The following is a 16,252-nucleotide window of genomic DNA, read 5'->3' on the forward strand; positions in this document are numbered from 1 at the left end:
TTTTTCATAATTCAAAGTTTTAGTTTAAATAGATGCTTTAGTAAGATGCGTACTACTTGGTCATACCATGAAAAGCAATTCGGTGCGTTAATGGAGGTACACATAGCTTCGTATGCAAAATTATCAATAGCTTCTTCAAAAAGCAATCCCCATGTAAGGAATTTGCCGAATTTGTGGGTAAATAGGTCGGATAGGGTTTCTCCACTGGGATTATAGCTCAAAATCTCTTCTCTATACGTGGGGATTCCAGGAAAGCTTAACCCTATAAGCTCTTTTTTGATGAAAGTATCGGTTTCTGTTTGATAATAATTTTTAGCAGTACTCAATACATTGCCTACCACTTTGGTTAGATTATATTGGTATAACCCGTTCCTCTGCGTGGTTTTCTCATCAATTTCCTTTACTTTTTCAGGTGTATCATATTGTATAAGTATATATTTTAGTAACTCCATTGCAGTATGGATGTAGCCAAAATCTGTGATAAGCTCAGAAATGTTTTCGATGAGATGAATGAGCAGTTCTTTGTCTTTTTCACGAATGGCTATGTCTATAAGTTCATAAAATATTGGAACACATTTGCTGTCTCCTTCGTGGATGGTCCCATCTCCGCCATTGGCACAATATACCACACAGTACCACGTCATTACATTACGTTTGTATAATCCGTTCGGATTGGCTTTGTGGCTGTTGGGGGCTTTGAATAATCCTTTGCAGCGTAAAGTCCATAGTTTACTTTCCCGTGTGTAAATTTCGGTTAGCTCCTGAAGGTCCTCTTTGGTGTACAAAGCTATCTGGAAAAGTACATAAAGCATTGACATTTGCGAATAATCAAACCATTCAGATTGCCGGTATTCATCAGTAAAGAATTTTTCGACACATGGCTTTATGTTTTGCCACTTGCAGACTCCCATGATGACAAGAATTCTTTCTAGTGTGAAGTAGGTAAAGCTGTCTCCTGTTTTATAGGCAGACAGAATGTAGGGATAAAAAAGTTTGAACCGTTCTTCCTCTTTCAAACAGGCAGGCGAGTTCTTGCATTCATGATATTTGCTGTGGTGCCATACAAAGCTCATCGCTTCTTTTATACATTCGCGTGTCCATTTTCCTTGTTGGCAAGGGGAGAGAAATTCTGGTTTGTTCCAGAATCCCTGGTATTCTATCGCATTGTTTACATAAACGGCTTGGAACGTAATTTGTTTGCGCATTAATATTTGTAACACGGGCATAAATATGCGAAGCAAATAGAAGTTTAAAGTGAAATACCTTGCCATACATTCTATTTCTTGCAGCATATTCTTTACGATTACCCCGTCTTTTTGCCTTTTTACAAGTTCGTCTATCATCAGTAGTGTACCTAGTCGCGTAGCCGTTTCAAAGAATATGAAAGAGCGTTTCCGTGTGTGCTTCCTGCTCATGTTGAATAGTAGTGGACGCGATTTAACGAGACGGAACATTTGAAGGATGATGCTTTCACACAGGTTTCTTTTCAAGGGAGTATAATCCAATGTATGTGTTTTGTTTGATAAGTAGTAAGTGTACATACAAGCATCGTTCCGTACATCATGTATCGGATCTAGCATTAATCTCCATAAAAACTTCAGGGCATCATTCTTGTAAAGATTCTCATTAAAATAATCGGTCAGTAGAATTCCATTTATTGTGCTGACAGAGGCCAGTTTGCGCAGTCTGATGACTGGAGCCAGTTTTTGGGAGAGTAGTTTATAGTTTGCGATAACTTCTTCATTGGCTTGATTCGATTCTATTTTTTTGTTGATGGAATTTAATTGCGAAATGAGCTCGTTGCCATTGGCTATCTTTTCAGACAGCATTTTGTCAATCAGGCAAAAAAGCTCATTTTCGTAATTCTCCCTTATTAACATATTCATAACCTCGGTCAGAAGCTGCATTACGATGTAATTGTCGCCATGAAGGGCTGTAAGTTCTAATAAAGTGGAGTAATTTTGAGTTTCCAGACAGTCGATGACCAGGGCGTTTCTTATTGTACCGATGAATACGACGTTTACCGTTGCTTGGTCAAGGGCCTTTAAATACGCTTCTGCCGGAATGGGTTTTGATTTTTCCATACCCTTTTTACGCTGGAACTTGATAAACGAACGTGCCATAATAAACTCAAAGAACCGTTCGTAAACAAATGTGATTTCATTCACAGGACTGTTGTCAACGATTCGTTCTGTTTCTCGTAGAATGGGACGCTCGGCTTTATTTAGCAATTCGGCATAGGCAATGCTGATACCATCTTTTTTATAGATTTTTCTAGAGAGGTCGTATAACGCTGAGTCTGTTTCATGGTAGGCTTCTTTAAGGCTTTCTGTAGAGATTGTACTGACAGGAAATCCTTTCATGTATTTATTTAGCAGGTAATCGCCTATACATGAGATAATATCGTATTGCAGGTTTCCTGCATACGAATTTCTTATGTCGCACAGCATTTTGTTGAATAGTGAAAGGGAAGTATAGTCTATTGCGCTTTCAGATAAAGATTTTCCCAGATAGTTACTACTTGCAAATTTTAAGATCAGCGGGTCTTTTAAGCGAATCAGTATTTTTTTGTCAATGTGCTCATATGATGTCGTCATTTGATAGAGACGCTGATAAATATGGTACGCTTGTTTTATTTCCGTATCTGTAAAGTTTCTGATAGCTAAATCCTCTTCATCACCGGCATGATAAATATAGGTCGCATCTGTGGTACAATGTCTTTGAATGAGATTTTTCCAGGTATAAAACCGGCATGTGAACAAGACTTTAAACCGGGGGAATTTTTCCTGTACAAGCAGTTGTCTGATAAACCTGTATAGATGTAGTGGTCCTTCTTCCTGCCCATCGCTATCGTAATAGTGTAGACATTCATTTATGGCATCGAAGAAAAAATATACATAGGCTTTATTTTGTTCTGCCTTTTCGTGTAATGATGTCAGTAAACGTGCTATAGGTTTCTTGTAGTTATAACCGAACAGCGCCTTGATTTTCTGCTCCAGTGTGTAATTGCTGAAATCTGCTCCATTGAATATCAGGACGGCTTTTTTCTGTTCCAGTAATTTTTCAGTCCAATAGCATAGCTGACTGGTCTTTCCTTGTCCGGCTTCGCCTAGCAATGGGAAAAGAGTTTTGTCGCTTTCCCAGAATTGATAGAGAGTAGATGTAAGTCGTTCACGGTCGACGAACAACTCCTGATTGTACTTCTTTTCTTTGTAGATTCGCTTCATGAAGCCCATGGACTCTTTGGTCATACAGGTTTTCAGCTCCTCCCAATTTAATTCTTTGGAAATATCAAATGAAGGAATTATATTTTGGAAGCAAGTGTCAATTTCCTCATTTAACGCATCACTGATGTAAGTAATGGCATTCTCATTCGAAGAGATGTAGGAGGCATTTTCATCCTTCAACGACTGGAATACATATACATGTCTTTGAGGGTTCAGGAATATTAGCGGAAATAAGTCGGTAATTTCAGCCTGGTCATTAGGACCTTCCCGATATACGTAATAATGTAAAGGTGATGGAGAATGCAGGTGTTGGGGCACAGACGGAAGTGCTTTTGTTTCGATACTTTTTAAGTTCCATGCAGTGCCGGTTTCATCAATGGCATAAAATTGGTAATCAGAGAGAGCCGACAAGCCATTCAGCATTTTCATTACTCGTTCCTCTAAAGTGTATAGTACTCCTCTATAGATTTCTTCGGAAAGTGTGGTGCTATGTCCCTTGTATTCATTCCTTATTTGCACAATGCTTGCTTCTTTCTTTCCTCCTAGAAGAATGTTTCCGTGTTTTGAGCAGACATGCATTCGCATGGACTTGACAAAAGAATGTTCCGGGAGTTCTATGGAAGCTGTTGTTAGTAGTGGAATAAAGAGGTCATTAACCCAGTCGCCGAATGACAGCGGACGTTTATTGTCTATTTTATTTACAACGGAACACAGTACTTTGTGTGTGGTGTTGTTTGTCGTTTTTTGCTTTAAAATGAAGAATAGAAGAATCGAAGCATATTGGACTGAGATTTCGAAAAAATCTAATACATGGTTCATCGCTGCTCCGTATTGTTCTGTTTTTATTTTCTGGGTAGCCTGATAAATAGGGAAGGAAAGAGTATAAGGAAGATTCTCAATATGCTGTGACAAAAGTTGGGAATATTGTTCGGAGATTTCCAGAGAATAATCTTGTAGGAAGATGTATTTTGCCATAAGTAATAGATTTAGTAGGACGAATAACCGAAAGTACATTAAAAATTTCGTAATCACAAATAAAGGTTTATTTTTGTAGAAAAAATAACTATGAAAGACTATAAACATGTGGCATTCTTGTGTGGATATTTTAATCTTCCGGAGCAATACGGCCAAACACCTTTTTTGACTGAAGGTTGGAAAGAAATAGTGTATGACGACGGGATGATAGAGGAATATAAGAAATTCTTTTATCATGAGTTGGTAGAATTTTGTATGAGAGGCAGTTGTTCCGGATGTGTTCATAGCTATCGCTACGATATACAGCAACCGGTAACTCTTTCGTTAGGAGAGGGTGAGAGTCCGTATCGTTTTTTCCTGAAGAATGTAACGGTTTATATCATGCCTTATGCTATGCTGATGTATTCCATAGAAATTGAACAGGAAACGGATGACTTAAATCAGATAACAAGTGTAATGTCTGTGTTGCGGTCGGTAATATGCTATGACAAAGTGAAGCATGGGGCATTTATTGATGCTGCAATCAACCCCATTATGGATTTGTACCGGTGGTTTCATAAAACAGAAAACGTAAGCTTTAATCAGCTGATAGAAAACGGCAACAAGCTGAAAGTCTTTCAAGTGGTCAATTCTGTAAGTGCTGTGTCACTTGATGAAGTGGAAAAAGATGTGCTGCTCTTCGAGTTAGGTACATTGTCCAGGGTGGGTTCTTATGCAAAACATGAGGACAACGGTATTTCTCCTTCTTATTTGGAAGAAGTATTGCATAAAAGCAAGATCTCGTTTTATAATAATTGGAGTGCCTTGAGTCTAATGGATACGTTTACCATTTTATCGTTTAAGGCACCTGGCTGGTTGCTGAATAACTGGACTGATACATACTTCAGATTGATATACATACATAGTTTGTTCTTGAAATTTTATCTTTTCAGGTTGAACATTCGTTTCCGTAAGAATTTAAGCGATATATCTCAGCTGGAAGATGAATTAGTATCGTTTGAGAGTGCATATTGTTTTCACAAGATATCATATAATTTTTTACCTCTTGCAATTTACAAATCAATCGACTCAGGACTTGAAATTAGTGAGGAACGGAGTCAGCTGTATCATTTAATTGATGTGGAAAACCAGAGGCGGGAAAAAAGGAATGACAGGAAGGTGAATCGTTTCTTGATTTTTCTGACGTTGCTGACCATGCTTTCTACTTTATGGGATTCTAGCTGCTTGTTTAATGAACTCTATCCGTATACGGAGTATGTAGGGTCGACTATCGCAGGCTATAAAATTGTAGTTTCCGCATTGTCGTTGGTCATAATTGTGGCCATTATTGTTATTTTCAATAAAAGAAAATAATTGCTTATCCGTTTTTGGGTAAATTATCTTTCCTTTTCTACGTTTCCCGTGGCAGAACCTTACGTTTCTCTTACGGGAAACGTAGGTTTCCGGCTGTAGAGCCGTATGGTTTCCGGAAAGGAAACATAGAAATCTTTTGTTCGTATTTCTTTATATACGCTTGCGTTTCTGCAATGTGATAGAATAGTTTTGAAAATGTATTTCTTGTTCAATATAATTAACCATTTGAATGCTTATTGTTTACGATAATTTCGTAGATTTGCGAAAAGTTCGTAGAAAACTCGTTTGATATGGAAAAGCTAACTTATCAGGAAGAAGAAGCCATGCGCTTTATTTGGAACTTGGGACCGTGTTTTGTGAAGGATGTGGTGGCATGCTATGCTGAACCTAAACCACCTTATACCACGGTGGCCTCCGTCATCAACAACCTGAAGCGGAAGGGATACCTGCAGGCAGAAAGGTTTGGTAATACTTACCGGTATACTCCTTTAGTTGCTCAGGAAGAGTATACCAGCAAGTCTGTGGGCAACATTGTGCGCAATTATTTTGCCAATTCTTATAAGGAGATGGTTTCGTTCTTTGCCAAGGAACAGAAGATTTCCAAGGAAGACCTGAATGAGATTATCAACCTGATTGAAAAACGTGAAGACAAATAAAAACTTATTTTTATGCTATACCTTCTTCAAGTCAATGTCGGATTAATCCTGTTTTACGCGCTCTATAAACTGGTATGCACGCGGGATACCTTCTTCCGTTCCAGAAGATTTATCCTGATAGTGTCGCTTGTATTGCCATTCATCCTGCCTTTTATCGACGTGCGTGAATGGCTGGAAAGCCGTGACCGCATGATTATGCTCACTCACTTTGATTACTCGGCGGTGTTGCCGGAGATTGTGGTGGGGAGTGAAGCGGCAGAAACCGGGAACCGTGTGTTCGTGCTGTCTGAGTGGATAGGTTATTTGTATCTTGCCGGAGTACTGGTATTGCTCGTCCGGCTTGCGATTCAGGCATTCAGTCTGTATCGCCTCATTGTACGTATGCCGGAAAAAGAGATAAACGGTGTCCGCGTAAAATGTTTGAATGACCCTTCCGGACCGTTCTCTTTCTTCAGATGGATTTTCATGAATCCTGCCGCAGTGAAGGAAGATGAAATCAGTGAAATTCTGACGCACGAAATGGCGCACGTAAAGCAGCATCATTCTGTCGATGTACTTCTTGCCGAGATGGTCAGCATCTGCTGCTGGATGAATCCCTTTGCCTGGCTGCTGAAACGCGAGGTCAGACTCAACTTAGAGTTCCTGGCCGACAGGAAAGTAATGGAGGCAGGGTTTGCCACTAAAAGCTATCAATATCATCTGCTTGGGTTGGCATATAACCACAAGTACGGGTTATCCAATAATTTCAACTTCTCTCACCTTAAACAACGTATCATTATGATGAACAAGAAAAAATCAAACGGTGCAGGGCATATCAAATATGCACTGTTCATGCTTCCGGCCTTTGCTCTACTCGTTGCCGGAAACATCTCCTGCTCGCAGGGAGCATCCGAAAAACAGGATGCTAAAGAAGAAACCGTCGCACCAGATTCAGTAGCGGCTCCTACTGACAGTGTGGCGAAAGACGAAGTGTTTATGGTCGCAGAACAGATGCCTGAATTTCCGGGAGGAATGAAGGAAATGTTGAAATTCCTTCAAGAAAACATGAAATATCCGGAAAATGCCATGAAGAATAATGTGCAGGGGCGGGTAATCGTGCAGTTTGTGGTGGAAAAAGACGGAACTCCTACCGAATTCAAGGTGGCTCGTTCTGTAGATCCGGATTTGGATGCAGAGGCTTTGCGCGTGCTGCAGACCATGCCTAAGTGGAAGCCGGGCATGCAGAGGGGGGAGGTCGTAAGGGTAAAATTTACCGTACCTGTTTCCTTCAAACTCCAATAAATTGTTTTTGAGTCCGCTTTAAAATGGGTTGCAATTACGTTTTAAATGTTTCTGAGAGAAGTTGGAATGTAATCCCGTATTTTAGAGCGGACTCATTTTTTATAGAAATATAATGTCATGAAAATCATTGTAATATTATTCTCCTCCATGTTATTGGCTCTGCCGATTTACGGACAAAATAGAGAGACGGACTATCTGTCGCATGTACTGGAGAAAATGAACGCTGTAGAATCGGTAACCTATCATTGTGTGAAAAAGGCATGGGAACCGGGAGACAAAGAGCCGGTGTACAGTGTGCCAACAGAAATTTATGAGCATGTGAATCCGCAGGATACTGCTGTGGGGTATTCTTTCTTGTGTGCCTCGGATAAGGAATTCAGACAACCACTTTGGGTATATGACGGAACTGTGTTTGCTTACATAGAGAAAGAAGAAAAAGAAGTAAGGATAGATGATTTCACTCAGAAAAGTCCCCTTCCATTCAGAGTTATTATGCCGCAAGCTTTTGGTTGCATGAAATCCATTCTTGAGTATGTATTGAACACTCAGGATAGCATAGTCCTCAGCTTGAAGGATGAGGGGAAAGATTATCTGATGGAATTAAGTATCCATACACCGTATCAGGTGGAGTTCTTTGGTAAAGCTTGTTACATGCCGCAGAATCCGTATATATATGATCCGACATCTATTTACAAAATCTGGATTTCAAAAGAAAATGACATGCCTTATCGTTATCGCAGGGAGATGCAGCATAGCATCAGTGAGGGTATTTGTTCCGATTTTGTGTATAATCCTTATGGAAAGGGAAAAATTGTGGCGGAAGATTATTATCCGGCAGATTATGTGCGGCGTATAAAAGGAGAGAAGTCTCAGAAGGCGACTGTGGATATGACGGGTAAAAAAGCTCCAGACTGGACGCTTACTGATATGAAGGGTCAGAAGGTTTCTTTAAGCGGTATAAAGTCGAAGGTCATCTTGTTGCAGTTCACAGGGATAGGCTGCGGACCATGCAAGATTTCGATTCCTTTCTTGAACAGGTTGAAAAAAGAATATGCGGTGAATGAGCTTGAAGTGCTGGCTGTGGAAACGTGGGGAAGGTCGAAGTCATCTTGCGAAGCCTATGTGAAAAATCAGGGAATAGAATACAGTTTTCTGACAGCCGATAAGGATACAATTGCTAAACTTATAAATGATTATCAGGCTGGTAGCGGAGTTCCGCAGTTTTACTTGATAGGCAAAGACCGCACGATAATTGCAAAGCTCCAAGGCTATGCAGAAAAGACAACAGATGCAGAGATAGAAAAGAAGATAAAAGCGAATTTGTAGACCGAAAAAACGTATTCTCCTCAATCCTTGCATTTTCTGTAGATTTTTCTATACATTTGCAGCCATACATTTAAACAAAGAGAAAACAGATGCATCGTATCACTCCCTGTTCGCAAAAGGTCATGCTTCGGTTCCGTCGCTGGAGCCGGAAGGAATATGCTGCGTTTGTGAGCCTGCACCGTCATGTCACCATCGGACAGGTGGGACGAGGAATTGCAGATGCTTCATTGGGCAAGCAGAAAACGGCAGTGTGCGAGGGAAAGAAAATAGAAGGCACGTCATGGACTGACCTTTCAGAGGAAGATGCACTCTTTGGAAGTGGAGGACTAGGGCTTGGAGGAAGTCTATTCGAAACGGACCGGACAAGATTGTGGTGTCTGCTGGTGCCGCAAAGGGAAGAAGTGCCTGCGCTGCTTTTAGAGGAAATAAATAAGATAACAATAACCGGAAGGGGTGTACCCGTTTCAGGTCAAGTCTGACAGACTTAACCGAAGCGGATACATCCCTTCTTTTTTAGGATAAATACGTATGGAAAGATTACAGAAATTAGAAGAGAAGATAAAGGAAGGAGGCATGCTTACTTCGGAAGAGGCTTTGTGGCTGCTCGAGGAAGCGCCTTTTGAGGAACTGTGTGAGGTGGCTCACCGCATTACGGTGGCATACGCTTCACGGAAGTTTGACATGTGTTCCATTATTAACGCCAAGTCGGGTCGTTGCCCTGAAAACTGCAAATGGTGTGCCCAGTCGGTGCATCATCACACGGGTGTGGAGGAGTACGGACTGGTGAGTGAAGAGGAATGTTTGCGTCAGGCAAAGATGAACGAAAGCCAGGGTGTGGCTCGTTTCTCACTGGTGACCAGTGGTCGTCGGCCTTCGGCGGGAGAGATAGAGAAACTTTGCAAGCACTTTGAATACCTTCGGGCGCACAGTAAGATTGAATTGTGTGCGTCGTTAGGACTGGCTACGGAAGAACAGCTTGCGGCCTTGTATCGTGCCGGGGTGAGCCGTTATCATTGCAACCTGGAAACGGCGCCTTCGTTCTTCCCGACCTTGTGTTCCACGCATACGCAGGCACAGAAGATAGAAACGCTCCAGGCAGCTCGACGGGCGGGCATGGACGTATGCAGCGGAGGCATCATCGGCATGGGAGAAACGCCGGCCCAGCGAGTAGAACTGGCACTGACCTTGCGGGAACTGGAGGTACAGTCCATCCCGTTGAACTTGTTGCAGCCCATCAAGGGAACGCCGCTGGAACACGCAAAGCCGCTGACGGCGGAAGAGGTGCTGCGTACGGTGGCCATGTTCCGCATGGTGAACCCGACGGCTTTCCTTCGCTTTGCCGGAGGGCGCTCGCAGTTGAGCGAGGAGACGGTGGACCGTGCGCTGTATGTGGGAATCAATTCGGCCATTGTGGGGGATTTGCTGACTACCCTTGGCTCAAAAGTAACAAAAGACAAAGAACGTATAAAGGAGGCAGGATATGAATTGTGAGAAATTGTTTGACGAATTTGACCGGAACCATTTGTGGCATCCGTATACTTCAACTTCAAACCCACTGCCCACTTATAAGGTGGAACGGGCACAGGGTTGTACCTTGACGCTGGCCGACGGTACGGAACTGATTGATGGCATGTCATCGTGGTGGTGTGCTGTGCATGGATACAATCATCCGGTGTTGAACCAGGCAATAGAAGAACAGCTTCACCGGATGTCACACGTGATGTTCGGGGGACTGACACACGAGCCGGCTATCGAATTGGGAAAGGAATTGCTGAAAATCGTGCCTCCCAGCATGGAATACATTTTTTATGCCGACAGTGGGTCGGTGGCTGTGGAAGTGGCCTTGAAGATGGCGGTGCAATATCAGTTTGCGGCAGGTCATCCGGAGAAAAATAATTTCGTGACCATCCGTTCGGGCTATCACGGCGATACGTGGAACGCCATGTCGGTATGCGACCCGGTGACGGGCATGCACAGCCTGTTTGGTTCGGCCCTTCCGGTGCGATATTTTGTACCTTCTCCGCAGTGCCGTTTCGATGCCGAATGGGATGAGAAGGACATCGAACCCTTGCGTGAAGTCATCAAGCAGCATCACGGTGAACTGGCGGGACTGATTTTAGAGCCGATCGTACAGGGAGCCGGAGGCATGCGTTTCTATCATCCACAGTATTTGCGGGAGGCAGCACGTCTCTGTCGGGAACACGGCATGCTGCTGATTTTTGACGAGATTGCCACAGGCTTCGGACGTACGGGGAAATTGTTTGCATGGGAACATGCGCAGGTGGAACCGGACATCATGTGCATCGGCAAGGCACTGACCGGAGGGTATATGACCTTCTCGGCGGTGCTGGCTTCGGCAAAGGTGGCCGACTGTATTTCTTCCAAGGAGCCGCGTGCGTTCATGCACGGTCCTACGTTTATGGGCAACCCGTTGGCTTGTGCCGTGGCACTGGCTTCCGTGCGTCTGTTGTTGTCGTCAGGCTGGCAGGAGAAGGTACGCCGTATCGAAGCACAGCTGAAAGAGGAACTGGCACCGGCGGCTTTGTTGCCGCAGGTGGCCGATGTCAGGGTACTGGGTGCCATCGGAGTGATTGAAACCAAGAAGCCGGTCGACATGGGCTGGATGCAGCGCCGGTTTGTGGAAGAAGGTATCTGGGTACGTCCGTTCGGACGGCTGGCCTATATCATGCCGCCTTTCATCATTCGTCCGGAAGAACTGACGAAACTGACGAGTGGTTTGTGTAAGATTGTCGGTGAAATGCCGGAATAAAAACAAAGGAGGTGAATTATGGAAAATGAAATACAACCCGGACTGGACGGAGATTTTCAGCTGGAACTGGATAAACTGGAGGCGTGTGGCAACCTGCGTGTGTTGCCGGAAACCTGCAGCGAAGGGAAATGGATTGAGGCCGGCGGACGAAGGATGCTGAACCTATCGTCGAACGATTATCTGGGACTGGCTTCGGATAAGGCGTTGCGTGAGGAATTTCTGCGGACAGTGAAGGAAAGGGATTTGTGCTTTTCTTCCTCGTCTTCGCGGTTACTGACGGGTAACTTCCCTGCTTATCGGGAACTGGAATCGCTGCTGGCTTCGTTGTTTGGAGCGGAGAGTGCACTGGTGTTCAGCAGCGGGTATCACATGAATACGGGAATTCTTCCGGCGGTGACCGATGCAAACACGCTGATTTTAGCCGACAAATTAGTGCATGCAAGTCTGATTGACGGCATCCGCTTGTCGGTGGCCAAGTGCATCCGTTACCGTCATCAGGACTATGCACAGTTGGAGAATCTGCTGGCCAAACATCACGGCGAGTATCACCGGATTATTGTAGTGACCGAAAGTGTGTTCAGCATGGACGGTGACGTGGCTTCGCTCGACCGGCTGGTGGAACTGAAGCATCGTTATACCAACGTGATGCTGTATGTAGACGAGGCGCACGGCATTGCCGTACGGGGCCGGCGAGGACTGGGGGTAGCCGAGGAACAAGGTTGTCTGAAGGACATCGATTTCTTGTGCGGTACCTTCGGCAAGGCGATGGCTTCCGTGGGAGCGTATGTAGTGAGCCGGAAGGTGATGCACGATTACCTGGTGAACCGGATGCGTACGTTGATTTTCACCACGGCCTTGCCGCCTATCAATGTGGCATGGACGCGCTTTGTCTTGTCGCACCTGGAAGATATGCAGGCACGGCGGGAGCATCTGGCCAAAATCTCAGCAAGCCTGCGGACGGCTATCCGTGAGAGTGGGGTGGAATGTCCGTCGGAAAGTCACATTATTCCCTTGGTAGTGGGAGCCAATGAGAAGGCCATCTGGAAGGCCTTGCAGATGCAGGAACACGGCTTTTATGTGTTGCCGGTGCGTCCGCCTACCGTACCCGAGGGAACAGCGCGGTTGCGTTTCTCGCTGACTTCGCTGATTGAAGAGGATGAGATGGCACGGTTGTGTCATGAAATGAAATCATGAAAACAGAAAGAAATTGAGATATGAAACAACGGTTTATCAAGAAGGAAGGAAATTCCACATTGCTGCTCTTCTTTGCTGGATGGGGCTCGGACGAAAATTTGTTTGCCGGACCGGTACAGGAAGGATGTGACTGCCTGTTGTGTTTCGACTATAAGGATTTGGATTTTGACTATAGTCTGCTGGAGGGCTACAGGGAGATACGGGTCATGGCCTGGTCCATGGGGGTATGGGTAGCCTGCCAGACGTTGGCCGGAAAAGAGTATCCTTACGGGATGAGGCTGGCAGTAAACGGTACGCCTTTCCCTATTCACGATACAAAGGGTATTCCTGAAGCCATCTTTCAGGGAACCTTGGAGAATTTTTCGGAACCGGTACTGATTCGTTTCCGTCGGCGAATTTGCGGGTCGGCTGCCCAGGTGAAGACATTCCTGTCGCATCACCCTTATCGGGAGGTAGACGATTTGCACCAGGAGCTAGCTGTTTTGTGGACGGAAGTAAAGAATCGTCCGGCTGTGGAGTGGACTTGGAACAAGGCGATTGTCGGGACGAACGACAAGATTTTCCCGCCTCAGAACCAACGGGAAGCCTGGCGGGGAGTGGCCGTGGAAGAAGTGGATGCGGAACACTATGACGAGGAGTTGTTCCGTGAGTTGCTGAACGGAGAAAGTCGCTTATGGACAAGGCCCTGATTAGTCGGCGCTTTGCCAAGGCCGTGGGGACTTACTTGGACAAGGCCGACGTGCAGCGTTACGTGGCATCCCGAATGGCAGAACTGACCGGTCGTTACATTCCTTCGGACATACAGGAACGGGTACTGGAAATTGGCTGCGGCACGGGCATGTTCACACGGATGTACTTGCAGCAGGCTGTACCGGAAGAAATGTGGCTGAATGACCTTTGTCCGGAAGTGGAACCTTACCTGGCAGATGTGCTGGGTGAAAAGGTGCATTTCATGGTGAAGGATGCGGAGACATTAGCTTTTCCGGAGGGGCAGGACCTGATTGTATCGTGCTCGGCGGTGCAGTGGTTTGAAGATTTGCCACGTTTCTTTTCAGGATGCCGGAAGCTGTTGCACGAAGGAGGATATCTGGCTTTCAGTACCTTCGGTCCTCACAACACAGAGGAGGTGGCGACACTGACTGCGGCGGGATTGTCGTATCCGTCACTGGAGGAACTGAAAGAGATGCTGACGGCACGTTATGAAGTGGTATATGCCCACGAGGAACAGTTGCGCTTGTCATTCTCTTCTCCTTTGGAAGTGTTGAAGCATTTGAAGGAAACTGGAGTGACAGGCACGGCTGCACAGCCATGGACACGCGGCAGATTACAGGAATTCTGTCGGAATTATACGAGACAGTTCTCGGATGAACGGGGAAAGGTGTACCTGACCTTTCATCCTATTTATGTGATATGTAGAAAATAAAAAGGTTACGAGTATGAAAAAGAATGTAAATTTTGTCAGCGGTATCGATACCAATATCGGAAAGAGTTATGCTACGGCTTACTTGGCCAAGACCTGGAATGAACGGGGCATCCGTACCATTACGGAGAAACTGATTCAGACGGGGAATACGGACATGTCGGAAGATATCGAGCTGCATCGCCGGATTATGGGTACCGGCTTGCTGCCGGAGGATAAGGAACGGCTGACCATGCCGGAGATTTTTTCTTATCCTTGCTCTCCGCATCTGGCAGCGGAGATAGACAAGCGCCCGATTGATTTCGATAAGATTGAACGTGCCACTCAGACACTGAGCGACCGCTATGATGCGGTGTTGCTGGAAGGAGCCGGAGGATTGATGGTGCCGCTGACCCGTGAGTTGCTGACCATTGATTATGTGGCACAGAAGCAATATCCGCTGGTGTTCGTCACTTCCGGTCGTTTGGGCAGCATCAACCACACGTTGTTGAGCCTGGAAGCGATGACGCGTCGGGGCATCCGTCTGCATACGTTGGTCTACAATCTCTTTCCGGAAGAAGACGATGAGATTATCCGTCGCGATACGGAGGAATATATGCGCGACTTGCTGAAACGGGAATATCCAGACGCCGAGTTTGTGGTAGTTCCGTTCCTGGGAGTGTAAAAAGATTGAGCATTCGACAAGTTTAGGGAAATCCCTACCTCGAAATAGGGATTTCCTGCTTGATGGGGAGAAATATCTTTCTAATTTTGTATCAGATTAAAAAGGTGAAACCGTTAAATGATATAATTATGATGAAGGTGAAAGTATTTGCTTCGTTGATGTTGGCTGGCTTGCCATTTATTTTGGCAGCGCAGAGTAACGACGACCTTTACTTCGTTCCGAAGAAAAAAACGGAAACGAAGAAGGAGACCGTAGTGGCCCCGAAGCAGAATAGTCAGGGGACAACGGTGTATTCCACATCGACTACTTCCACTCCGGTTGTAGTGAAAGATGTGGCAGGAAATACGCGTGATGTAGATGAGTACAACCGTCGGTACACATCACGTGAAAATACATTCTCTATGCAGAATGATACGCTTTACATTCAGGAAAAACCGTATGGCGAACGAGGGGAATGGGTGAACGGATTTGAAGGTTCGCAGGATGATTACGAATATGCCATGCGCATCGTTCGTTTCCGGAGTCCGCGTTATGCCATACCGGTAAGCAGTCCGTTGTATTGGGATGTAGTGTATGGTGCTTTCCCGTCATGGGACTGGAATGTGTATGATGACGGACTTTATGCTTATGTATTTCCTACCTACAGCAATCCGTTGTGGTGGGATTGGAGATGGAACTGGAGCATAGCCGGGCCGAGATTCAGTTTTGGCTGGGGATGGTCTTCTCCATGGTATTATAGCAGCTGGTATTCTCCTTACTGGTATGGCGGTTACTGGGGTGGCTATTGGGGAGGCTACTGGGCCGGTTACTGGGGACCGGGGTGGCATCATCATTATCCGTACTATCCGTCGTATGGATGGGGAGGAGGATGGCATGGTCATTCTTATACCTACAATAACCGCCGTGCAGAGAATGTGGTACGGAGAGGTACTGTGGGCTCTGTATTCGACCATAATGGCCGAACAGGAGGTCGTGTGATGAGTGGCTTGGACCAAAACGGTAGAACGGGAGGTCGTGTAGTGAGCGGAACTAATGGGGTACGTTCTGTACGTCCGGATGACGCTACAAGAGTACGTAGCACAGGTGTGAGATATACACGTCCTTCACAAGGTATTGGTGAATCTACTTATTCTCGTCCAAGCAGTACACGTCCTAATTCTTATCGTAATACGGGAGCGTTTGACCGCATGAACCAGAATAACGGCAACCGGATGAACGGAATAAACAATTCACGGACAAATTCAAACTCATCTGTCAGAAGCTACAACAATTTTGGAGGAGGTAGCTATCGCTCTACTACAACCCGCAGTGGAGGCTCTTCAAGAAGTGTAAGTTCTGGTGGTGGCGGAGGTGCACACAGAAGATAGTCTGAACATTAAATAAAGA

At 45.2% G+C, this 16,252-nt stretch carries 13 protein-coding genes; 12 read left to right on the plus strand and 1 reads right to left on the minus strand.

Annotated elements, in window-relative coordinates:
• Positions 1-11: 11 nt before the first annotated feature.
• Positions 12-4,202 carry an NACHT domain-containing protein gene (locus BACPLE_RS10935; protein ID WP_157131892.1) on the minus strand — a complete coding sequence of 1,397 codons (4,191 nt, stop codon included), beginning with the start codon at positions 4,200-4,202 and terminating at the stop codon, positions 12-14.
• Between the two features lie 90 nt (positions 4,203-4,292).
• Between BACPLE_RS10935 and BACPLE_RS10940 the strand changes: the two genes are divergently transcribed.
• From BACPLE_RS10940 to BACPLE_RS10995, 12 genes are all read left to right on the plus strand, one after another.
• Positions 4,293-5,555, plus strand: coding sequence for a hypothetical protein (locus tag BACPLE_RS10940; protein WP_007561823.1), 1,263 nt, complete (start codon positions 4,293-4,295; stop codon positions 5,553-5,555).
• A 290-nt stretch (positions 5,556-5,845) separates the two neighbouring features.
• Positions 5,846-6,211: a BlaI/MecI/CopY family transcriptional regulator gene (locus BACPLE_RS10945; protein ID WP_007561827.1), complete on the plus strand. Its 366-nt coding sequence runs from the start codon at positions 5,846-5,848 to the stop codon at positions 6,209-6,211.
• 12 nt (positions 6,212-6,223) lie between these two features.
• Positions 6,224-7,492, plus strand: coding sequence for a M56 family metallopeptidase (locus tag BACPLE_RS10950; protein ID WP_007561835.1), 1,269 nt, complete (start codon positions 6,224-6,226; stop codon positions 7,490-7,492).
• Positions 7,493-7,609: 117 nt separating this feature from the next.
• Positions 7,610-8,818, plus strand: a complete 1,209-nt coding sequence (locus BACPLE_RS10955; RefSeq protein ID WP_007561836.1) for a TlpA family protein disulfide reductase — start codon at positions 7,610-7,612, stop codon at positions 8,816-8,818.
• 89 nt (positions 8,819-8,907) lie between these two features.
• The gene (locus BACPLE_RS18610) at positions 8,908-9,297 is read left to right on the plus strand and encodes a hypothetical protein (RefSeq protein WP_050792083.1); all 390 of its coding nucleotides are present in this window, start codon (positions 8,908-8,910) and stop codon (positions 9,295-9,297) included.
• 49 nt (positions 9,298-9,346) lie between these two features.
• A complete protein-coding gene (gene bioB, locus BACPLE_RS10965; RefSeq protein WP_007561840.1) occupies positions 9,347-10,309 on the plus strand; it encodes a biotin synthase BioB in 963 nt (320 codons plus the stop codon).
• Complete coding sequence (gene bioA / locus BACPLE_RS10970; protein ID WP_007561842.1) at positions 10,299-11,588, plus strand: adenosylmethionine--8-amino-7-oxononanoate transaminase; 1,290 nt, start codon at positions 10,299-10,301, stop codon at positions 11,586-11,588. The genes bioB and bioA overlap by 11 nt, the downstream gene beginning before the upstream one ends.
• Positions 11,589-11,606: 18 nt before the next feature.
• Positions 11,607-12,782: an aminotransferase class I/II-fold pyridoxal phosphate-dependent enzyme gene (locus BACPLE_RS10975; RefSeq protein ID WP_007561844.1), complete on the plus strand. Its 1,176-nt coding sequence runs from the start codon at positions 11,607-11,609 to the stop codon at positions 12,780-12,782.
• A 20-nt stretch (positions 12,783-12,802) separates the two neighbouring features.
• Complete coding sequence (locus BACPLE_RS10980; RefSeq protein WP_007561846.1) at positions 12,803-13,471, plus strand: DUF452 family protein; 669 nt, start codon at positions 12,803-12,805, stop codon at positions 13,469-13,471.
• Entirely contained in the window at positions 13,456-14,205 is a 750-nt protein-coding gene (gene bioC, locus BACPLE_RS10985) for a malonyl-ACP O-methyltransferase BioC (RefSeq protein ID WP_007561848.1), read from the plus strand. The genes BACPLE_RS10980 and bioC overlap by 16 nt, the downstream gene beginning before the upstream one ends.
• Before the next feature lie 13 nt (positions 14,206-14,218).
• Entirely contained in the window at positions 14,219-14,866 is a 648-nt protein-coding gene (gene bioD / locus BACPLE_RS10990) for a dethiobiotin synthase (RefSeq protein WP_007561850.1), read from the plus strand.
• A 131-nt stretch (positions 14,867-14,997) separates the two neighbouring features.
• Positions 14,998-16,233: a hypothetical protein gene (locus BACPLE_RS10995; protein WP_040313006.1), complete on the plus strand. Its 1,236-nt coding sequence runs from the start codon at positions 14,998-15,000 to the stop codon at positions 16,231-16,233.
• The last annotated feature ends 19 nt before the right edge of the window (positions 16,234-16,252 follow it).

The organism is Phocaeicola plebeius DSM 17135 (genome assembly GCF_000187895.1).
Classification (GTDB): domain Bacteria; phylum Bacteroidota; class Bacteroidia; order Bacteroidales; family Bacteroidaceae; genus Phocaeicola; species Phocaeicola plebeius.